Below are 22,345 nucleotides of genomic sequence, written 5' to 3' on the forward strand. Positions count from 1 at the left end.
CTCACGGTTGATATCAACCGCTTTATCCACCTCCACGCCGATTCGTGAAAAAGCCTCGGATATACTGGCCTGAACGGGCAGCATCTCCTGCTGGTAAACCCCGCCAGCCTGGGACCGAAAACCTCGTTCGATGAGCGAATCCATCTGTTTAAGATATCGTTCCAGAGACGAAGCCTCCATCTCGATACTCATCAGCTCTTCCTCAATCACCGGGTTGGTGAGGGGGTAGAGCGTCCCCCAGGAGGAGAGGGAGACAGCGATCACGCCCCAGTCGGTGCCATCCGCCTCTTCCAATGAATAGATCCGCCCCCCCATACGGGTAATGGCCGCGTCAAAGGCCCCCTTGGCCTTCAAGGTGTCGGCATGCAGCTGAAGAGGGTTCAGAATCCCCGTGGCCTCCAGCTCTTTAAGCTTCGCAAAAAATATATCGTTTTCGCCGAGCCAATCGCCAAAGGCTCGGGTGTACGCCTGCCAGGCCGTATCCACCGCCGTGGACCGGGGAAACGCCTGAAAAGCCTTCATGCGTTTGGCGTACTCGGAGCGAACGACATCGAGCTTGGCATACTCGTCCTGCAGGATTTCCTGACTCAGATACGCGTTGAGCAGCCCCTGTTGTGCCAGAACAAACTGCCCCGCCAGGTCTCGCATGTCCGCCATAGTTTCAATGGCTGGAAGGCTCTCTCCGGTCGCCTTCTGAAGAGAATCTCCGAGGGTCGATGCGGCATAGCGTCCAAAAAAACCGATGACCACTGTGGCCAATGAGACCAGCAGAAAACTTCCGACCAACTTTTGCTTCAATGGTATATCACTGATTTTCAACATACAGTTCCTCTTGTATTTCTTTCATGCAACCCCCCATGCCTGCCCTCTGAATTGAACAGTCATTCGCTTCATTTGCTATGAATATAAAGCCATGTAAAAAAACTCGCCCCACCAAAAATTAAGGCAAAGCTCTAACCACACTATTTTCGGCCTAAATAAGCATCTTCTTTACTTGTTTTTTTACCTCTCGCCACACCAGGCCAATCTATACAAAAAAAATAAAGATAAAAGGTAACTATTCAGACCCCAAAAAAGCCTCCGTCGGCAAGGTATGCCACCTTGAAAACGGCTTGCGCTCAGATTCCCCATTGTTTCCATCAAAACAAATCCTTCAGGGGCACCGGTGTGATGGGGGGAGATCCTGTGGTCCGATACCACCCATTTGGGTCCCTGACTCAGCCCACCTCACGGTGCGCCCTTTGAAAAACAGAAACCGAGACTGCCTCTACGCCTGAAGTCCATCAATCGAACCCGGTCCCAGGTGGGCGACCTCATCGGCAACAGCCCGGCCATGCAGGACGTCTATGACCTGATTGAGAGATCGGCCCTCTGCGATGATTGTGTGATCATTTCAGGGGAGTCCGGCACCGGAAAAGAACGGGTGGCCGAGGCCATTCACCGAGGCAGCAAAAGGCAAGGCGGACTCTTTGTCCCCGTCAACTGCAGCGCCATCCCTGAGACCCTCATCGAAAGCGAATTCTTCGGATACAAAAAGAACGCCTTTACCGGAGCGGCCCGGGACAAGAAGGGATTTTTAGACTTGGCCGACGGCGGCACTCTCTTCCTGGATGAAATCGGGGATATCGGCCTGCCCCTGCAGGTCAAGCTGCTGCGCGCCATCGACGGCGGAGGCTACACCCCCCTTGGGGGCACCGAATTGAAAAAACCAGACCTCCGAATCATCGCCGCCTCCAACAAGAATTTAAAAAAAATGATGAACGAAGGCCGGATGCGCAGCGACTTTTATTACCGAATCCACGTCATCCCTATCACCCTGCCCCCCTTGAGAAACCGGGAAGATGATGTTCTCCTCATCGCGGATCACTTTTTAAAGACCTTCAACGAAGGAAAAGGGATCTCTGTACTGACCCCACAAGAGGTGGACCGGATTAAACATCACCCCTGGCCAGGAAATATCCGAGAGCTCCAAAATGCCCTGCGCCGCTATCAATCGCTAAAGAGCCTCGATTTCCTGACCATAGAGCCCCAAAGCGCAGAGAAGGTGACACAACCCCCGGGCGAAAGAGAAGAGGCGCGGCCCACCCTTCAGGACGCCCTGCTGCGCTACGAAAAAAAGATCCTCCTGGAAGCCCTGGAGAACAACCGCTGGCACAAAGCGATGACGGCCCAAGAGCTTGGGATATCTCGAAAGACCCTGTTCAGAAAAATGAAGGCCTGCGGCATCGCGTGAAGACACACACCGCCCCCACCCTATCGCCCCACACGCAGGATCCCGACCCCGAGCAAGGTCAACAGGGTGGAGACCACTTTCATAAGGTCCAGCCGTTCTTTCAAGACCACAACCCCTAACACCAGGGCAAAGATGATACTGGTCTCTCGTACCGCCGCCACCATGGCGATGGGGGCCAGGGTAAAGGCCCAGGTCACCATGGCGTAAGCTGAAAATGAGGCCCCGCCCCCTTTCAGGGCAAAGCGCCACTCCCGGCACACCACCCGCCTCAGCGTTCCGGGCCGGAGAACGCGCATCACAGCAGCAAAACCAATGGCGTTCAGAACGGAGAGGCAACCGTAAAACCCGAGGGAGGTTCCTGCCTCCCGGGCTCCCAGGCCGTCCACCAGGGAATAAGAGGCAATAAAACACCCCGTGACAATGGAGAGAAATGCCGCCTGACCGTTACGCAGCCCGTCACGGCGCCTGACCAGAGCCAGGCTCATTATCCCGCTGCCGATAATCAGAACGGCTGCCATCTCGAGCCTGGAGAGATCCACCCCCAGAAACAGCACCGACACCCCGGCCACGATCATGGGGGCCACCCCACGTGCCAGGGGATAGACCTGACTCAGGTCGCCGATGCGATAAGAGGCCAGCAAAAAAAGCTGGTACCCCACGTGGAGCATGGCACCCACCACCAGATAGGGCCAGGCCTCAAACCGGGGAAGGGGTGAAACGAAAAGGGCTATGAGGGCAAAGGGCGTGTGCCCGAGGACCACGGCGCTCATGCTGAGGTATTTGTCCTCGGTGTTTTTTACCAGGAAATTCCAGGTGGCGTGAAGCAGGGCGGCGAGAAGAACGACCATCATGACAGGAAGGGACATACCGGTTTTCCAATACTGCAGAGTTGACGATAAAAGAACAGACCCGGCTATCCTTCCAACCCAAAGACGCCCGGTAAACTAACGAGACAAAAAATGAAAAAATATAGCCTCCGGTGCCCAGGCTGAAGTCCTGGCACCGAAGGCAAGGCTGAATCGGTACCGATCAGATTTTAAACTGGCCAACCACCTCGTTCAGGCCAACGGCAAGGCCGGAAAGCTCTTCGGATCGATGATGGACCGTGGTGCTGCCCTCGGAGAAACGGGTCGCGGACTGATTGACGTCCGCCATCTCTTCTGCGATCTCTCCTGAGACCCCGGAACATTGAACCACCTGGTTATTAACGTCCGCAAGGCCGCTGGAGGCCTGGGCAAGGTTTTCAGCTATTTCGGAGGTGGACGCGGACTGCTCTTCCACGGCCGCCGCGATGGCTCCCACGAGTTCGTTCACCTCATCGATGACGGTGGACATTCGGCCGATGCCTTCCACAGACAGGGAGGAGGAGGACTGGACGCCGTCGATACGTTTTCGAATCTCTCCGGTGGCGTCGGCGGTCTGACCGGCCAGGGCCTTGATCTCTCCGGCCACCACGGCAAACCCCTTACCTGCTTCACCGGCCCGGGCCGCCTCAATGGTCGCATTCAAAGCAAGGAGGTTGGTCTGCTCCGAGATCTCGGTGATGGCTTCAGTGACCTTGCCGATTTCACCCGCTGCGGCCCCTAAGGCATCCATGACGACGCGCACCTCGCGGGCCTGATTCACCATCTCCATGGTAACGCCACGGGCCTTCTCAGAGTTACCGGCAATTTCAGAGATGGTGGCGCGCATCTCCTCGGTGGCGGCGGCCACCCTATTCACGTTGGTCGAGGCCTGTTCTGTGGAGGCCGCCACGCTTGTCATCACGGCGTTCATCTCCTCTGCCGATGCGGCCACATTGCCCGCCCGACCGTTCATCTCGGCGGCACCGTCCGACATCGTCACCGCAAGCCTTGAGAGCTCGACACCCGAATCCTTCACCGCTTCGGCGTTTTCTGAAAGGGTCTGAATCACTCCGTGAATCTTCTCGATAAAGGCGTTAAACCAGGTGGCAAGGATTCCCAACTCGTCTCCTGTCTTGATCTCAAGACGCCGCGTGAGATCGCCTTCCCCTTCAGCGATGTCCCTGAGCATCTCGGAGGTATGGATAATCGGCTGTGTGACGGCACGGGCAATCCAAAGGGCGGCGCCCACAGTCAGAAAAAAGAGCACGCCACCGATGAAAAGGATCATCAGGGTCACCCGATGGGTGGTCGTCATGACCTCCTCTTTCTCAATCACGCCGATGAGTTTCCAGCCCAGGGTGGGGGAGGTGTAGACATCGGCAAAGCAGTCAGTGCCCGCCATCTTGACCGCCACATACCCTGAAGTGATTTTGTCCAGGGCGGCAAACGCCGGGTCATCCAGGGCGGCCATCTTCTTAAAGTTCATCTTCGGGTCATGGGGGTTGGCCAGAATCGTCCCATCCCCCTGAACCAGAACGGCATACCCGCGCTTGCCGATTTTAATGCCCTGAACCATGTCCGTAAGGCGTGCCAGGGAAACATCAACCCCCACGACCCCAGCCTGGGTGCCGGGTGCCGCCATCACCGGAGCCACCAGACCGACAACCGTCAGCCCTGTTCCACTCGAAAAATAGGCCGGGGTGATCGCCAGCTTTCCGGCAGACGTGGCCTGACGGTACCAGGACCGGGTACGTGGGTCATATCCCGCCGATTTCTTACTCGGCATGGAGGTCAGCCAGCCCCCCGCTTCCGTGCCCATGTACACCTCACAATAGGAGGCACTGGAGTCATGCACCCGTTTAAAGAGGCGATAAAGCTCGGCGTTCACGCCCCCGTCTTTCAAGGGAGTCGACAGCGTCTTTTCCGTTGTCTGCACATAAGAGGTCACCTTGTCTTCCACCCCTTTCAACAACGGGTCAGAAGCAAGCTGATTCACATGACTGATCATGCCGTCCATGAAGAGGTTCATGGCATTATCCACTTGGGCAAGTTCGCTGGTCGTGGCGTTCAAAAAATTGCTGAGGGAGATCTTTTTCAGCTCAAAGGCCACGACCCCCATAATAATCGCGATGGGAACAACGGCAACACAGGTAAAGGCAATCACCAATCTCTGTTTGATAGAAAACTTCATATTTATAACCTTTCTTCTTGGGCAACCTCAAAAATGGGCCCTATTTTGGCTGCCACGCCGTTGTGACCGCGCTCACAATTAACTCGTCCTCCTGATAGAAAATCACGCTTTCATTACATCTCTTGTTTTCGCTCAGAATTAAATTTTCTTTACTATATTTCTCAAACCAAGGAGTTGAATTATCCATATACAGCACCTCTGCCGACCCGTACCGGTGCAACGCAAAGAAAAAAAGTTGCCGATAAAAGCAGCATTACGGTACAATAGGCAGATGGTTCATGCCCCTTTTATTTCTTCGATGCAGCCCGACGGGGAGGCCGCTCACAAGCCCCGCACAGACACCCTGTACAGGAACAAAGGCAGTCTTACCGGGAGAACCCCGGCCTTACACACGGACCCGCAGACAAAACGCTGCCGGGTCGAAATGGCCCTTGCACAAAGACTGAAAAAATCAAACGCAACTCTCACCTGCACCACAGGAGAACCCCGCAATGTCCGATAAACTGAACCTTCTTTTTCTCTGCACCGGCAACTCCTGCCGAAGCCAGATGGCGGAAGGCTGGACCCGCCACCTGAAAGGCGACATCATCAACGCTTACTCCGCCGGTATCGAAACCCACGGATTGAACCCCCACGCCGTGACCGTCATGGCCGAAGCCGGCGTGGATATCTCCGACCACACCTCCCAGAACATTTCCGCATTTTTCCACAAGGACTTAGATATCGTGGTCACGGTCTGCGGGCACGCCCACGAAACCTGCCCGCTGTTTCCCACGGGGGCAAAAGTGATTCACGTGGGGTTTGACGATCCGCCCCACATGGCCCTTGCGGTCACCGGAACGGAGGAAAAACTAAACTGCTACCGAAAAGTGCGCGATGAGATCCGCGCCTTTGTGGAGACCCTGCCCGAAGCCCTGGCCGACCCGCAAACATAGTGCTCAAAAAACGAGCCTCCGGCATCGCCAGTGGCCGGAGATGCCGCGACACCGATTGTAGATATAAACCGGTTTATAAAACCCATTCTTTTAGATCAGGCAAACGTTTGGCTCCCGTAGGACCGGCGCCAGCATCTTTAACTTGGCTGCCGACGGCAGCCAGGGTGGCGGAGCCACTTAGCCCGGATATTTCATGAGAAAACAATCAGGGCCAAGGAATAATCCGTAATGACAGTTCTTCGCAGTCATATTTTTAGTCGTTTCAAAAATGCAAAATGTAATCCACGGTATTCTGTCTGATTTTCTCACCCTTCGGGCGAGCCGGGTTAGGCAAAAACACCTTGAAAGCTATTTATGGCTCTCTAAAAAATCAAGGATGAAGAGATGAACGAGATGACATCTGAAAGTGGCGATCGAAGGATAAAAAATCCGTTTGAGCGGTACCTCTCCCTCTGGGTGGGGCTCTGTATCGCAGGCGGGATCCTGCTTGGTAAAATCGCCCCGAATCTGGCCAGAACCCTGGACGGAATCAGCATCAAGGTGAACGGTGCCCCGGTGGTCTCCATTCCCATCGCCGTCTGTCTCTTTTTCATGATGTATCCCATCATGGTCAAGATCGACTTCACCGAAGTCGTGAAAGCGGGCAAGAGCGGCAAACCAGTCACCCTCACCCTGGTGCTGAACTGGCTCATCAAGCCCTTCACCATGTATGGCATCGCCCTGCTTTTTCTGGGGGTTCTCTTCAAAGGATTCATCGGCCCCGAGGCCATGGACCTGGTCAAAATGCCCTTTGGCCTCAACCTGCCCGTGGGGGCCACCCACGGCGCAGGGACCGTGGTGCTGGCGGATGGAATCAAAATGCTGGAGGTGCCTCTGTGGCGGAGTTATCTGGCAGGCTGCATTCTCCTGGGCATCGCCCCCTGCACGGCCATGGTGCTGGTGTGGGGATACCTGGCCCGGGGCAACGACGGCCTCACCCTGGTCATGGTGGCCATCAACTCCCTGACCATGCTTCTCCTCTACGGGGTGCTCGGGGGATTTCTTCTCGGCGTGGGACGCCTGCCCGTCCCCTGGGAAGCCCTGCTGCTCTCCATCGCCGTGTACGTGGCCCTTCCCCTGGTGGCGGGTTACCTCTCCCGGAGATGGATCATCAAAGCCAAAGGCCAGCGCTGGTTTGAAGAGCAATTCCTCCACCTCCTGACCCCGGTCACCATCACGGCCCTGCTCACCACCCTGGTGCTTCTCTTCAGTTTCAAGGGAGAGGTCATCCTCGCAAGCCCCCTGACCATCCTCTGGATCGCGGTGCCCCTCTTCCTCCAGACGATATTCATTTTTGTTCTCGGCTATGGGGCCTCCCGGGTACTGGGACTCCCGTACCGAGACGCCGCCCCCGTGGCCATGATCGGTGCCTCCAACCACTTTGAGGTGGCCATCGCTACATCCACCATGCTCTTCGGCCTCTCCTCCGGCGCGGCCCTGGCCACCGTGGTGGGCGTCCTCATTGAAGTCCCCCTGATGCTCCTGCTGGTCAAGGTCTGCACCCGGACCACGCACTGGTTTAACGGATGAAGAAAGGCAACGATCCGGCAGATAGCATCCGCATTCCCGTCATCAAAAGGACGCCGTCAAATTTTAAAGCGCCCCACCACCTCACTCAGATCGGAGGCAAGCCCGACCAGCCCTTCGGATCACCCGTTGACCGCGGCATTGCTTTTGGAGAAACCCGTGGCCGGCCAGGGCGTTAATCTCTCCGCCCCCCCAGGGCATCACCGTTCAGGCACGAATGACTTTACTGCATCCCCCAAGGGTTACTCCGGATTAACGGGTCACTTATTTACTACTATTATAAAAAAAAATTCATATAAAATGGAACTTTATATCAATACACGAGCAAAACACACATCACTCATGGAAATGCGGTTCACTATATAAAAGCACGCATCCCCGATGGGCCACGAAATTCTGCCGAAAGTCCCTCGGTTCAGAAGATAGGCCCATAGGCTTTAACCGCAGGACACCGCCGCCCCCTCGCCCTTTTTAAGAGGCCTTCCCCGATAGTTCCCCCTTGACAAACGCACCCATTCCATGCCATATAATAATGATTATAGATAGTTACCCCACAAGAACAGCCTATACACAAATTCATTTTTTCTACCCCAGAACATCCCAAAATCGGCATCCATGTCCACCGGAGCCTCACCCCTCGCCGCGCCTTACCATTTTCCACCCATATCTGAAGCCTTGCTTCAGATCAGATAGACGTCACCATGTATACACACCGTGGGTATCCCGATTTTTCCAAGGGCCGCCTTCATTCGCGTTACGATTTTATCTCTATCACCCTTGCGGAGGTCTGGATGAACACGAAAGCTGTCATGCCACAAAGCCCCCCCCCAACACGACACGCCGGAGCCATTATCCGCCACCTGAAATACTCTCTGGGCGCCTCGCCTAAAAAGGCCCTGCCGCAAAGCCTCTATCAGGCCACAGCCCTTGCGGTGCGCAACCACCTCATTGATAAAATGATGGAAACGGAAGACCGATACACCCAGCGAAAGGCCAAGCGTGTTTACTACCTCTCTCTGGAATTTCTTATGGGGCGTTCCCTGGGAAACAACCTGCACAACTTAGGGTTGTTTGACGCCTTTTCCGAGACCCTGACGGACATGGGAGCCGACCTCGAGGAGCTCCGCGAGCAGGAGCACGATGCCGCATTGGGAAATGGCGGACTGGGCCGTCTGGCCGCCTGTTTCCTGGACTCCATGGCCACCCTGGGCCTGCCTGGCTATGGATACGGCATCAACTACGAATTCGGCCTCTTCAAACAAGAGATAGACAACGGCTACCAGAAAGAGAAGCCCGACAATTGGCTGGTGGACGGCACCCCCTGGCTTATCCATCACCCCGAGGCCGCCTGCATCATCCCCGTATACGGTCACATCCAGCACGCCGAGGACCGGGACGGCCACTACAATCCGATGTGGATGGACTGGAAAACCCTCATCGGAGTCCCCCACGACATGCCCATCGCCGGGTATGGAGGCAAAACGGTGAACACCCTGCGTCTCTATGCGGCCCGATCCTCCGACGATTTCGATATGGACATCTTCAATACCGGTGATTACCTGAAAGCGGTGGAGCAGAAGATGACCTCCGAGACCGTGTCCAAAGTGCTCTATCCCTCGGATGCCATGGAATCCGGCCGGGAGCTCCGGCTGATTCAGGAATACTTTTTCGTCGCCTGTGCCATCCGCGATATCGTGGCACGCTACAAACGCAGCCACACAAATTTTGACGCCTTTGCAGACCAGGTCGCCATTCAACTCAACGACACCCACCCGGCCCTTGCCGTGGCGGAGCTCATGCGCCTGCTGGTGGATGAACATGCCCTCGAATGGGACCAGGCCTGGCAAACCACCTGCGCCACCTTTGCCTACACCAACCACACGCTCCTGCCTGAAGCCTTAGAAAAATGGCCCGTCTCCCTCATGGAGCACGTCCTCCCCCGCCATATGCAGATCATCTTTGAAATCAACCACCGATTCCTTGCCGACGTTCAGTCTCGATGGCCAGGCGACACACAGCGGCCCGCGACCATGAGCATCATCGAAGAGGGCCACCCCAAGCAGGTTCGCATGGCGCATCTGGCCATTGTAGGCAGCCACTCAGTCAACGGGGTGGCGGCTCTGCACTCTGAACTTGTCAAAAAAGACCTCCTGCCCGACTTTTTTGCTCTCTATCCGGATCGATTTTCCAACAAAACCAATGGTGTCACGCCCCGTCGCTGGCTGCTCAAGGCCAACCCAGGCCTGGCAAAGCTCATCGACAGCCAATTAAAGCGCCCCTGGGTCACCGACATCACGAACCTCACCGACCTGGTGCCCTTGAGCCGAAACCCCGACTTTCAAAAAACATTCAAAGCCATCAAACAGGCCAATAAGAAACGCCTGAGCAAAATCATCTGGGACACGACACGCATCGTCGTCTCTCCGGACTCCCTGTTTACCATTCATGCCAAGCGTATCCATGAGTACAAACGCCAGCTGCTTTGCCTGCTTCATATCATTCACCAGTACCTCGCCCTGGTGGAGGATGGCATCCCCCCCAAAATCCCGCGTACCTATATCTTTGCCGGCAAAGCCGCCCCCGGATACGATGCCGCCAAACGCATCATTAAACTCATCAACAGCGTGGGAGACACCATCAACAACGACCCCCGGGTGGGCAATCACATAAAAGTCGTCTTTATCCCGGACTACCGCGTCTCTCTGGCTGAAAAAATCATTCCGGCCGCCGACCTGAGCGTTCAGATTTCCACCGCGGGCAAAGAGGCCTCCGGGACCGGCAACATGAAGTTTGCGCTGAACGGCGCCCTGACCATCGGTACCCTCGACGGGGCCAACATCGAAATCATGGAGGAGGTGGGCCAGGAGAATATCTTCATCTTCGGCCTCACGGCAGAAGAGGTCCACGAAATAAACGTCTCACGCACCTATAGGCCCTGGGAGATCGCGGAGAACACGCCCACCATACGCCGTCTCCTCGACGCCATCGGCTCCGGTCGCTTCAGCCCGGACGATCCCTCACGGTTTATCCCCGTCTGCGAGACCCTTCTCAGCGAATACGACCCCTATCTGCATCTGGCAGACCTCAGAGGCTACATCGCCGCTCAGGAAAAGGCCGAGGCCTGTTACGCCGACCCGGTTCGCTGGACAGAAAAAGCCATTTTAAATGTGGCCCATATGGGGAAATTCTCCAGTGACCGCACGATCAGAGAGTATGCGGAAGAGATCTGGCATGCAGCCCCTTGCCTGTAAACCTTGCGGGCACCCACCGTTCACACCACAGGGAGAGACATCATGCGGTTAGAAACTAAAAAAGAGGGCGGGGTCTTCATTATCCGTTCACTGGAGAGCAGAATGGACGCCAAGGTTGCCGTGGACTTCCGAGCCGAAATTGCCCGCCACATCGACGACGGCAACAAACACATCGTGTTCAATGTCGGGGGCATCAACTTCATCGACAGCAGCGGCCTGGGAGCCATTGTCTCCTGCCTGAAACACGTGGGCCGTGAAGGTGAACTGGTCATCGCGGAGGCGGATGAAACGGTGCTGAGCATGTTCAAGCTCACCCGGATGGACCGTGTCTTCCGAATTTACGAGACCGAACGTGAAGCGATCCAGGCCATGTCCACCTGACGCATCCCACAGGAGCCCACCATGGAATCAAAAAAAATTACCTTTTCCATCGACAGCAACCTCAGGGATGTGGCTCTCATCGGTCTGTCTATCAACAAAATCTGCTCCCAGATTCCCCTCTCGGATGTGGAAGTCTATCAGATTGAAGCCTGCGTGGTGGAGGCCATCAACAACACCATCGAACACGCTTACAAAAACAGCAGCGGCAACCCTGTGGAGGTCAAGCTCAACCTCGGCATCGACCGCATTACCTTTGAGGTCTGTGACATCGGCATCCGTATGATGGCCTCTCATACCCCCTCTCTGGACTTCGACCCCGATGACCTGGAAAACCTCCCGGAGGGAGGCATGGGGCTTTTTATCATCCAGCAGGTCATGGACCAGGTGGACTACACCTCAGGCAACGGCCAAAACATCCTTAAAATGACTAAAATCTTCACAAATAAACCCTGACCCCCACGTGAAAAAGCCATGAATACATATGCCCTGACAGACAATGACCAAAAAAAACTCTCCGAGAAGGGGATCACCGAAGCCCAGGCCATCCAACAACTCGAGATTCTGCGGCAAGGGGTTCCCTATATTGAGGTGGACCGCCCCTGCACCTTAAACGACGGGATCATCCGCCTTGCCCCCGACCGGATGCAAACCTGCCTCAAGGGATATGACAGGGAAGCGCCCCGGCGTGAAATCACCAAATTCGTTCCAGCCTCCGGTGCCGCCACCCGCATGTTCAGGGACCTCATTCAGATTGAGCACACCGATGCCTTTGTGGAACCGGATTGGATCAAAAAAAAAGCAGCCGAAGGGGGGACGGCCCACCGTTCCCTCCTCACGGTGATAAACAACCTGAATCGATTCGCCTTTTATGAGGCGCTCACCGCCTGTTCGGGTCATGAAGAGATCCCGATCACCCGCCTCCAGAACCGGGAGCACTACCTTCGAATCCTGCGGTACCTGCTTCATCCCGTGGGGCTCGATTATGCCCGCCTCCCCAAAGGACTGGTGCTCTTCCACCGCTACCCTGAAGGCCCCCGCACCGCCTTTGAGGAGCATCTGATCGAGGCGGCACAGTATGCCTGCGGCAACGGCGGTATCTGCCGACTTCATTTCACGGTTGCCTCCGAACACCTGGCCCGATTCGAGGCCCTGTTCAACCATGTCCGGAGGGGATATGAGGCGGCCCTTAACACACATTTCGAGCTTCACTTCTCCACCCAGAAAAGCAACACCGACACCCTGGCCATTGACCTTGAAGGTCGCCCCTTCCGCAACGACGATGGCGGCCTTCTCTTTCGTCCCGGAGGCCACGGTGCCCTCATAGAAAACCTGAACCGCCTGAAAGGGGACATCGTCTTCGTCAAAAACATCGACAACGTCGTCCCCGACCGCCTCAAACCCTTCGCCACCCGATACAAAAAGGCCCTGGCCGGCCTTCTGATCTCCCTTCAATCCGAGACCTTCAAGCGCCTACGCCTCCTCTCCGCCCCCAAGGCCTCCTCCGCCGAAATCGATGAAGCCATCGGGTTCGGTGAAAATCAGCTCCATATCATCCCCCCGCCCGATATCCGAGAGGCCTCTCAACAGCGCCGACGGGAGTGGATCATGGGCCGCCTGAACCGCCCTTTGCGGGTCTGTGGCATGGTCCGCAATCAAGGCGAAGTCGGAGGCGGCCCCTTCTGGGTCACCACGCCTGGGCACGGGCTCTCCCTTCAGATCGTCGAGAGTTCCGCGGTGGATCCGACGTCTGCCCACCAACAACGGCAAATGAATGCGGCCAACCACTTCAACCCGGTGGATCTGGTGTTGGGACTCCGTGATTTTGAGGGAAACCCCTTTGACCTGATGCAATTTGTGGATCCCAAAGCGGTCTTTATCACCGGCAAATCCAAGGCAGGCAGAGCCCTAAAGGCCTTAGAGCTTCCGGGCCTCTGGAACGGAGGCATGTCGGACTGGAACACCTTGTTCGTGGAGGTCCCGCCGGAGACCTTCACCCCGGTGAAGACCATCACCGATCTGCTGAGAGCCGAGCATCTCTCCGATGCCGAGTCAGAAACACCCCCACGTTCCTGGGAGGCCTCCCCCTCACCCACACAGGGTCTCGGCCCCTTTCCCCTGCCAGGGGAAAACATGCGCCTCGGGGAGGCCCCCCCATGAAAACAGAACACAGGCAGACGGACGGATTGCCCCACCGTCGCCCCTGGCTCAGATTCCTGATCCTCCTGGGAGCCCTCCTGGGGCTGCTGGGCTGCGCCACGCATCCCACGTTCCCCCTTTTTACCCCGAAGGCCGAAGGACCGGATGAATGGTCCCTTGCCGGAAATTGGCGATATCAAAGCGGGACACTGGCACCTGAAAACTTGTATTCCCCGGAGGTAAGCGACGCCGACTGGCCTCAGATGACCCTCCCGGCCAACTGGTACCTCCGCGGCCTGGACCAGTCCGGAGTGGTCTGGTTCCGAAAAACCGTTGCCCTTGGCCCCCCTGACGGAACCCTGGCACGCCTTCACTTTGAGGGGGTGGACTACGCCTGCGATGTCTGGGTCAACGGACACTGGGTGGGGCACCATGAGGGGTACTTCGCCCCCTTTGCCTTTCCGGTCACAAAGCACCTGAAAGAGGGCTCAAACCTCATCGCCGTCCGAGTCAACAGCCCCCATGAGGAGTACGGCAAGGCCTGGAGTCTGCGCAAACGCCTCATCAAAGGGGTCCTGAATCACCACGACACCCGCCCCGGCGGAGCCTGGTCTCCCCGGGGCCAGGAAAAAAACAGCGGAGGTATCTGGGCCCCGGTCTCTCTGCGTTTCACCCGGGAATTGGCCATCACCCGACTTGCCGTCACCCCCCGACTCACAAAAAACGGGGCCACGGCCCAGGTCGCCGTTCAGGTGTCACCTGGCGATGCCTCTAAAAAAGAGATCCGCATCGAGGCCCGCCTCGCCCCCGTCAATGCCCCACACGGTCCGGGACAAACAGCCGAAAAAACAATCCAGTTCACGATGACCGGGCACTCGGCCACCGAGACCACACTCCCCCTTGAGGTCCCCAATGCCCATCTCTGGTGGCCCTGGGAGCTGGGCCCCCCGGCCCTCTACCGTCTGACCGTCACGGTTAGAAAGGGAAAAACCCTCCTGGACCAACGCTCGGAGATCTTCGGATTCCGGGAGATCACCCAGGATCCTGTCACCAAAATATGGCGCATCAATGGCAAAAAAATATTTCTTCGCGGGACCAACTACATCGCCTCCCAATGGCTCTCAGAGATGGACCGTCAGCGTCTCAGCTTCGACCTGTCGCTGATGAAAAAGGCTCACATCAATGCCATCCGCGTGCATGCCCACGTGGAACCCAAAGCCTTCTACCACCTCTGTGATGAGATGGGCCTGCTGGTCTGGCAGGACTTTCCCCTGCAGTGGGGCTATACCGATGCCCCTGAGTTTAAACGCGAAGCGATCAAGCAGGCACGGGAGATGGTCTCTTCTCTTTATAATCATCCGAGCATCATCACCTGGTGCGGCCACAACGAGCCCCCCTGGGACGCCCACTGGATGAAATGGAAATACCCCGATTACACCCCAGACCAGAATCGCAGCTTAGATGAGGCCCTCCTGCAGACCTTGAAAGAGGCCGACCCCTTCCGCCACGTCCAGAAACACTCCGCCACCGGCGAGCACCCCTGGCTGGGATGGTATTCAGGCCATTGGCACGACTATGCCACCCCCACGACCCTGCCGGTCATCTCTGAATTCGGTGCCCAGGCCCTGCCGGTACGAGACACGCTGGAGCACTTCCTGCCCCCGGACGCCCTCTGGCCCAAGACAGCGGACGCCTGGGAACGCTGGCGGTACCATAACTTTCAAAAAAAAGAGACCTTTGAGATCGCTGGTGTGGCCCAGGGGGAGACGTTAAATACCTTGATCCACAACACCCAGACCTATCAGGCAAAGCTGATCCAACTGGCCGTAGAATCCTACCGGCGACAACGCTTTGCTCCGGTCACGGGAATCTTCCAGTTTATGTTTGTGGAAGGCTGGCCCTCGATGAACTGGGGGGTCGTCGATTACCTCCGAAACCCAAAACCCGGCTACGACGCGCTCAAAAAAGCGTATCAACCCCTTCTGCCCGGCATTGAGATGAAAAAAGACATCTGGCCCCCCGGAGAGACCGTCTCGGCCAATATCTGGATCATCAACGACCTGCCCAAAGACATTCAGGGCGCCACATTGATCGTGGCCCTTCGCAACGGGCAGAGCCGACTGGTTGAAAGCCGGCGTCCCCTGGACATTGAAGCCAGCAGTGCCCGCGAAATCACCGACATCTCCCGTTCGGGGCTCCCGGAAGGAGACTATTGCATTGACGCCGCCATCCTTGCCCCCGGTGGAAAGGTGCTCGCCCTGAACCGTCTCGACTTCCGCGTACAAAAAGGAGAGTGACCGTGATCCGAATCCTGACGCGCCTTATTCTCCTTGCCCTGATTGCCTGGCCTGTCGGCACCTGGGCCAAAGCCATGCACCCGAAACCAGCCCCCCCCCGTATCCTGGTGAACCAGGTGGGCTACCTTCCCCACCTGCCCAAACGGGCCCTGTTCACCGGTGACCCGTCAGGCCCCAAAGAAGCCAAAGCCATCCTGGTGGATTCCGAAACCCAGACACCGATGCTCAAGATAACCCCCGGACGGCCCTACCGGGAGAAAAACAGAGCGACCCCATTGCGGATACTGGACTTTTCCGCGTTAAAAAAAGAGGGGCGGTACCACATCACATGGCAAGGCATCCGCTCATTGGATTTCCATATCGGACATGAAATTTATACCGACGCCCTGACCCTCCTGCTGCGATCCTACACCCTGCAGCGCTGCGGCGTGGCGCTGGAGGACCCCCTCACCGGGCTCCGCCACGGACCCTGCCACCTCCAGGATGCCCTGGTCGCCCGTGAGGATCCCTTCGCCCCCATGGGGACACGGGTCGATGCCCGCGGAGGGTGGCACGATGCCGGAGACTTCGGAAAATACGTCGCCACCACGGCCATCACCGCAGGGCGGCTTCTCGCTGCCTGGGAAAAAGCCCCGACGCCGTTAAAAGCTCTCTCTCTCTCCCTGCCGCATCACGACCGCGCCAGCCCCACCTGCGATCTCCTGACAGAGACCCGGGTCGGCCTCCTCTGGATGCTGCGCATGCAGCGATCCGACGGCGCCCTCTACCGAAAACTCTCCGGCAGCTCCTGGCCGTCGCCCATCTCACCGGACGAAGATTCCCAGACACGGTACCTCTATGGCATCTCCTCACCTGAGACGGCCAAGGCCGCCGCCGCCTTTGCCATGGCCGCCCGCGTGTACAAGGCATCGGACCCGGTCTTTAGCCGCCAGTGCCTTTCCGCGGCCCGAAAGGCCTGGGAATTTCTCGTTGCCAACCCGGAGATGCTCATCGACCATCAGCCCGGAGACGACAGTGGGTCCGGCCCCTACCTCTACTCTCCTGTGGATCGAGAGGCCACCTTGACCACCGATCTGGACGACCGATTCTGGGCCGCGGCCGAGCTCTTCATCACCACCCGGGAGACGCCCTTTCTCAAGGAAGTGGAGCGCATCCTCCCCATGCTCCCCTGGGGGCTATATGAATGGAAAGACCCGTCCGCCCTGGGGATGGCCAATCTCCTCCACCATCAAAAAAAGGCGACCAGGCTCACCGCTCGCCTGAAAAAAAAGCTCATTCTACGGGCCGACACCCTCATTCTCCATGTCAAAAAATGCCCCTGGTTCACCGCCAACCCCCGGCTGATCTGGGGCTCCAACAAAATGATCGCTGAAGAGGGGATTACCCTGGCCCTGGCCTATGAACAGACCGGCAATCCCGTGTACCTCTCCGCTGCCAGCGCACAGCTCAACTTTCTGCTGGGCATCAACCCCTTCGGGATCAGTTTCGTCACCGGCCTGGGCGAGCACTCGGTCCGCCATAGCAACCACCTCTTTGCCCGAGCCTTAGGAAAAAGTATCCCCGGCCTGCTCGTGGGGGGGGCCAACGCCAGCGCCGAGGACGGCATCGCCCCCAAAGGCAAAGGCCTGCGAAGCTATGTTGATGACCCACGGTCCTACGCCACCAACGAGTACGCCATCGACTACAACGCGTCCCTGATCGGGCTCATTGTTCATCTGACTGCCACCTCGCCCGGGAGAGTGCCATGACCGCCTACTTCGAAAAATATGAATCCCTCCGGCCTCCAGAGCCCATTGCCTACTCCATCCCCCGGGAGCTGCTCTGGCAATTTCTGGCCACCCTGAGCATGGGGGTCGGGCTCTGGTATGTGGTGTGGCGATGGACCTCCTCCCTCAATTACGACGCCCTCTGGTTCGCCCTGCCCCTGGTCCTGGCGGAAACCTTCGCCTATGTCGGGCTGATTCTTTTTGTCATCAACCTCTGGGCGGTGCGGGACACCCCTGCCCAGCAACCACCGGCCTGGATTACCGATTGTGTGGGCAACCCCGGTGCCTTTGAAAAAAGGCCCCTTCACGTGGATCTCTTCTTTCCCACCTATGATGAGGAACCGGAGCTGGTCAGGCTCAGCATTCGGGACGCCAAGGCCATGGACTACCCTCACCCTTTAGACTTCACCATTCACGTTTTAGACGACGGCAGGCGAGAAGAGATGCGCCAGGTGGCTGAGGAAGAAGGCGTCCACTACATCTCCCGCACCCACAACACCGGGTTCAAAGCCGGGAACCTCCAAAACGCCATGGAACAGACCTTTGGAGACTTCATTGTCATCTGCGATGCCGACACGCGTCCCTTTCCCACCCTGCTGAAACGAACCCTGGGCTACTTCAGAGACCCGGATGTGGCCTGGGTCCAGACCCCCCAATGGTTTTTCGAGATTCCGCCGGGCACCCCCCTGCCCCAGGTGCTGCAAAAGCCCCTGGGCAAACCGGGCTATCTTCTCGGACGGGGCATCGAAAAAATCGTCGGGCCGATTCAGGTGGGGGAGGACCCCTTCTGCAACAGCCCCCAGATGTTTTATGATGTCATCCAGCGACGGCGAAACTGGGCCAACGCCTCCTTCTGTTGTGGGGCGGGTTCCATTCACCGCCGTGAAGCGGTGATGGAAGCCGCCCTCAAAACCTACTCAGGTGCCATGGACCGGTTTATCAGCAAAATCACCCGGGAGGTAAAAGACGAAACCCTTAAGGCAGACCTCACCGAAGCCATGCAGAGGGAGCTTGCCTTAGAGACCGAGCTGACCCCCTACAAATTCCATGTATCCGAAGACATGTATACCTCCATCGTGCTCCATTCCGATCCCGACCGGCAGTGGAAATCGGTCTTTCACCCCCAGGTCGAATCCAAAATGCTCTCCACCCAGGATCTGGTCAGCTGGGCGGTGCAGCGGTTCAAATATGCCGGCGGCACCATTGATGTGGCCCTTCACGACAACCCGCTGTTCAAACGGGGCATGAGCCTTGCCCAGCGGCTGATGTACGGGGCGACCTTCTGGTCCTACCTGGGCTGCATCTGGAACGTGGTCTTTCTTTCGGCCCCCATCATCTATCTGTTCACCGGCATCGCCCCGGTGGCCGCTTATTCCATGGATTTTTACAAGCACATCCTCCCCTTCCTCTTTCTCAACACCCTGGCCACCATGGTGGGTACCTGGGGGGTGTCGGCCTGGTCGGGGCAATCCTTTTACCTCGCCTTTTTCCCCATCAACTTCCGGGCCCTGGTCACGGTCCTCCGCGGGAAAAAAATTTCCTTCCCCGTCACGCCCAAAACCCGTCAGGAGGGGACCTTTGTCCAGCTTGTCATCCCCCAGATTCTCGTCATGGTTCTCACCGCCTCTGGCCTGGTCTACGCGGGCATCATGGCCGGGCTGGGTCGATTCACCAACGTCAATGGGCTGCTGACCAACGCCTTCTGGGGCGTGAACAATATCCTGGCCATGGCCGGCATCGTCCGAGCCGCCTTCTGGACGCCGCCCCCTGAAGAAACGGAGACATCGACATGAGATTTGCGGAAGGACTTTTAAAAGCTCGAAGCCACATCGTCTTCCTTTTAGGGCTCATCGCGGCCTTTGGCACCGTCATCGTCCTTGAGCAGACCGACTTTCAAGCGACCCTGGAGCGACGGCCCCTCCCCGGCGTGGAGGAGACCGCCACCCTGTCCATCACAAAGCCCGCCCCCCTTTCTGGCACCGAAAAAGGATGGGCCCGCATCGCCTGGACCTATTTTGAAAACAACCGCCAACCGGAGACCGGTCTCGTCAACTCCGTGGACGGCTACCCAGCCTCCACCATGTGGGACACCGCCTCCTACCTTATGGCGCTGATCTCCGCCCACCGACTCGGCCTCATCTCCCGGGATCGTTTTGACACCGACACCGCCACCCTGCTGGCCACCCTGAAGCGCCTGCCCCTGTTTGAAAACAAACTGCCCAACAAATCGTACAACACCCTCACGGGGGCCATGGTCAATTACCAGAACCAACCCACCCCGGAGGGCATTGGCTGGTCCGCCATCGATATCGGGCGCCTCCTGACCCCCATGACCTACCTGGTCTGGAACCATCCCGAACACACCCCCGCCATTCGTGAGGTCTTAGCCACATGGGACTTCGGCGCCATCCTTCAACAGGGGCGCCTCTACGGCGCGGCCCGTGACGAGACAAACCAGACCCTCCTCCTTCAAGAGGGACGCATCGGCTACGAAGAGTATGCGGCAAAATCCTTTACCCTGATGGGGCTCGATGTCAGTCAGGCCTTGGACTACCGGGATTACCTCGCCTTCGTGACGGTCTATGGGGTCGAGGTCCCCTACGACAGCCGAAGCCCGGAAATCTACCATGCCCACAACTACGTGGTCAGCGAGCCCTATATTTTAGACGCCCTTGAGTACGGCTGGGATGAAACCTCCCGGGAATTTGCCTTTCGCGTCTACAAAGCCCAGCAGGCACGATTTGAGGCCACCGGCACCCTCACGGCCGTCAGTGAGGACAACATCGATGTGGCCCCCTGGTTTGTCTACAACACCGTCTTCACAGACGGAAAAATCTGGAACTGCATCACCGAAGAGGGGGAAGACGCTTCAGACTTCAAAAGCCTCAGCACCAAAGCGGCCTTCGGGTGGGACAGCATTTACAACACGGCCTATACCCAACGCCTCGTGCAGGCCATTCAAGGACTCCATGACCCCCAGAAAGGCTGGTATTCCGGGCGCTATGAAAAAACCGGCGCTCCGAACACGGCCATCACCTGCAACACCAACGCCATCATCCTGGAGAGCCTGTGTCACCGGGCGTTTGGAAAACTTCTTAACATGGATGATTTCACGCAGACCTCAGTGCCCATGGAACCCTCTGCAAATCGGACACCCCCCTCTCCGGAGGGCTCGCCTTTGCCAGGCCACACCGTGCCGGGCAAACCCCTGAAAACCGCCACACAGACCTTGCACGGAGAGAACGGATGAAGAGACAAAATGGATGGAACAGGAAAATAAGATGCCTTTTGATGGGAGGGATTCTTTTGTCACTTTGCGCCTGCGCTCCCAATGATTTTCAGCTTGTGCCGACCTATGACGAAAAAGACCCCGAACGCATCGAAACCGTGGCCATCGACAAAAAACCAACCCCGGCCACCGTGGAAAATTCGGGCCGCCACCCGGGAAGAAATGGCCCCCTCACCGATGAGGAGATGGACCTGGCCCGAAGGGCCTGGAAGTATTTTGAGAACAACTACAACCCGGAGACAGGTCTGGTCAATGCCGTGAATGACTACCCATCCACCACCATGTGGGACACCGGCTCGTATTTAGGGGGCCTGGTGGCCGCCTATGAGTTGGGGCTCATCGATAAAAATGAGCTCAATATGCGCCTGACCAAAATTTTAAAAACCTTTAACGAAATGGATTTTTTCCAAGGGGAGCTGCCCAACAAGGCGTACAATACCCAGAACGCACAAAAGGTAAACTATGCCAACCAACCCGGTGAAATTGGCTATTCGGCCCTTGACCTCGGTCGCCTTCTCATCTGGCTCAAAATCATCAAAGAACGCTTCCCCGAGCATGGAAACGCCATCGACAGCTTTATCCTCCGTTGGAATTTCTGCCGGGTCCTGGACAACTGCGGTACCATGTACGGGGCCGTCGTCAACGAGGGGAAAACCCAATACGTCCAGGAGGGACGCCTCGGGTATGAAGAGTACGCCGCCAAGGGATTCCAGCTTTGGGGATTCGACACCACCCGGGCCTCGAAACCCGAGCCCTATGCCTTTATCCTGATTTTTGATGTCAATGTCCCCTACGATACGCGGGATCCGAGAAAACTGGTGGCTCACAACTACGTGGTGTGCGAAAGCTACGTCCTGGACGGGATTGAGCTCAACTGGGATCTGGTCTCAGACCGCGACTCCAACGACATGCGGCACACCGACCGCGTCAACGCCGACTTTGCTCAACGTATTTATCAGGTTCAGGTCTCACGATTTCGCGTCACGGGCATCCTCACCGCCCGCACCGAGCACCAGCTCGACGGCCCTCCCTACTTTGTCTACGACACCATCTACACGGACGGATACCCCTGGAACACCATCACCGAAGATGGCAGCTATGTGCCTCAATACGCAGCCATTGCCCTTAAAGGGGCCTTTGGACTCTGGACCCTCTGGGAGACCCCGTATACCGATCTTCTCTACGACGCGGTCTCCGGACTCTACGAGCCAGACAAGGGCTTTTACGAAGGAAGATACGAAGGAACAGGGGGCCTCATCAACACCTTTACGGCCAACAACAACGGCATCATCCTCGAAACCCTGCTGTATAAAACCGCAGGAAAGCTGCTTAAATTTTCAGACCAGCCCAGCAAATGGGATCAGACCCTGGAAAACGAATTTCTCGGGACCCATCAGTGCTTCCCGGGTCACCGAGACTCCTGTGGTGCCTTTCGAAAAGAGACCCATTAAAAGC

General features: G+C 57.3%; 15 protein-coding genes. 12 read left to right on the forward strand and 3 right to left on the reverse strand.

From position 1 onward, the window contains the following. The coding region (locus Q1Q75_RS10435; RefSeq protein ID WP_300670115.1) for an MCP four helix bundle domain-containing protein at positions 1-822 on the reverse strand (822 nt) is incomplete at its 3' end. Between the two features lie 481 nt (positions 823-1,303). Between Q1Q75_RS10435 and Q1Q75_RS10440 the strand changes: the two genes are divergently transcribed. Then, complete coding sequence (locus Q1Q75_RS10440) at positions 1,304-2,233, forward strand: sigma-54 dependent transcriptional regulator (RefSeq protein ID WP_300670116.1); 930 nt, start codon at positions 1,304-1,306, stop codon at positions 2,231-2,233. A 20-nt stretch (positions 2,234-2,253) separates the two neighbouring features. Here the strand turns inward: Q1Q75_RS10440 and Q1Q75_RS10445 are convergent, their stop codons facing one another. Both Q1Q75_RS10445 and Q1Q75_RS10450 read right to left on the reverse strand, forming a co-directional pair. Then, positions 2,254-3,099 (reverse strand): DMT family transporter, encoded by an 846-nt coding sequence (locus Q1Q75_RS10445; protein WP_300670118.1) that lies wholly within the window; start codon positions 3,097-3,099, stop codon positions 2,254-2,256. A 163-nt stretch (positions 3,100-3,262) separates the two neighbouring features. Continuing rightward, positions 3,263-5,269, reverse strand: coding sequence for a methyl-accepting chemotaxis protein (locus Q1Q75_RS10450; protein WP_300670120.1), 2,007 nt, complete (start codon positions 5,267-5,269; stop codon positions 3,263-3,265). 491 nt (positions 5,270-5,760) lie between these two features. Here Q1Q75_RS10450 and Q1Q75_RS10455 point away from each other — a divergent pair, with 491 nt between their 5' ends. The 11 genes from Q1Q75_RS10455 (at position 5,761) to Q1Q75_RS10505 (ending at position 22,341) form a co-directional block, all read left to right on the forward strand. Beyond that, positions 5,761-6,204 carry an arsenate reductase ArsC gene (locus Q1Q75_RS10455; RefSeq protein ID WP_300670122.1) on the forward strand — a complete coding sequence of 148 codons (444 nt, stop codon included), beginning with the start codon at positions 5,761-5,763 and terminating at the stop codon, positions 6,202-6,204. Positions 6,205-6,597: 393 nt separating this feature from the next. Next, complete coding sequence (gene arsB, locus Q1Q75_RS10460) at positions 6,598-7,773, forward strand: ACR3 family arsenite efflux transporter (protein ID WP_366945195.1); 1,176 nt, start codon at positions 6,598-6,600, stop codon at positions 7,771-7,773. Between the two features lie 698 nt (positions 7,774-8,471). Next, on the forward strand, positions 8,472-11,021 hold the full coding sequence (locus Q1Q75_RS10465; RefSeq protein WP_300670126.1) for a glycogen/starch/alpha-glucan phosphorylase: 2,550 nt from the start codon (positions 8,472-8,474) through the stop codon (positions 11,019-11,021). A 42-nt stretch (positions 11,022-11,063) separates the two neighbouring features. Continuing rightward, entirely contained in the window at positions 11,064-11,402 is a 339-nt protein-coding gene (locus Q1Q75_RS10470; RefSeq protein WP_300670127.1) for an STAS domain-containing protein, read from the forward strand. A 21-nt stretch (positions 11,403-11,423) separates the two neighbouring features. After that, positions 11,424-11,855, forward strand: a complete 432-nt coding sequence (locus Q1Q75_RS10475) for an ATP-binding protein (protein WP_300670128.1) — start codon at positions 11,424-11,426, stop codon at positions 11,853-11,855. An 18-nt stretch (positions 11,856-11,873) separates the two neighbouring features. Beyond that, positions 11,874-13,559, forward strand: a complete 1,686-nt coding sequence (locus tag Q1Q75_RS10480; RefSeq protein ID WP_300670129.1) for a DUF4301 family protein — start codon at positions 11,874-11,876, stop codon at positions 13,557-13,559. Further along, entirely contained in the window at positions 13,556-15,835 is a 2,280-nt protein-coding gene (locus tag Q1Q75_RS10485; protein ID WP_300670130.1) for a glycoside hydrolase family 2 TIM barrel-domain containing protein, read from the forward strand. The genes Q1Q75_RS10480 and Q1Q75_RS10485 overlap by 4 nt, the downstream gene beginning before the upstream one ends. Before the next feature lie 2 nt (positions 15,836-15,837). Beyond that, positions 15,838-17,583, forward strand: coding sequence for a glycoside hydrolase family 9 protein (locus tag Q1Q75_RS10490; RefSeq protein WP_300670131.1), 1,746 nt, complete (start codon positions 15,838-15,840; stop codon positions 17,581-17,583). Next, positions 17,580-19,394, forward strand: a complete 1,815-nt coding sequence (locus Q1Q75_RS10495; protein WP_300670132.1) for a glycosyltransferase — start codon at positions 17,580-17,582, stop codon at positions 19,392-19,394. The genes Q1Q75_RS10490 and Q1Q75_RS10495 overlap by 4 nt, the downstream gene beginning before the upstream one ends. Beyond that, positions 19,391-20,851, forward strand: a complete 1,461-nt coding sequence (locus Q1Q75_RS10500; protein ID WP_300670133.1) for a DUF3131 domain-containing protein — start codon at positions 19,391-19,393, stop codon at positions 20,849-20,851. The genes Q1Q75_RS10495 and Q1Q75_RS10500 overlap by 4 nt, the downstream gene beginning before the upstream one ends. Beyond that, complete coding sequence (locus Q1Q75_RS10505; RefSeq protein ID WP_300670134.1) at positions 20,848-22,341, forward strand: DUF3131 domain-containing protein; 1,494 nt, start codon at positions 20,848-20,850, stop codon at positions 22,339-22,341. Before Q1Q75_RS10500 ends, Q1Q75_RS10505 begins: the two co-directional genes overlap by 4 nt. The last annotated feature ends 4 nt before the right edge of the window (positions 22,342-22,345 follow it).

This window comes from Desulfoluna sp. (assembly GCF_030145185.1).
Classification (GTDB): Bacteria; Desulfobacterota; Desulfobacteria; order Desulfobacterales; family Desulfolunaceae; genus Desulfoluna.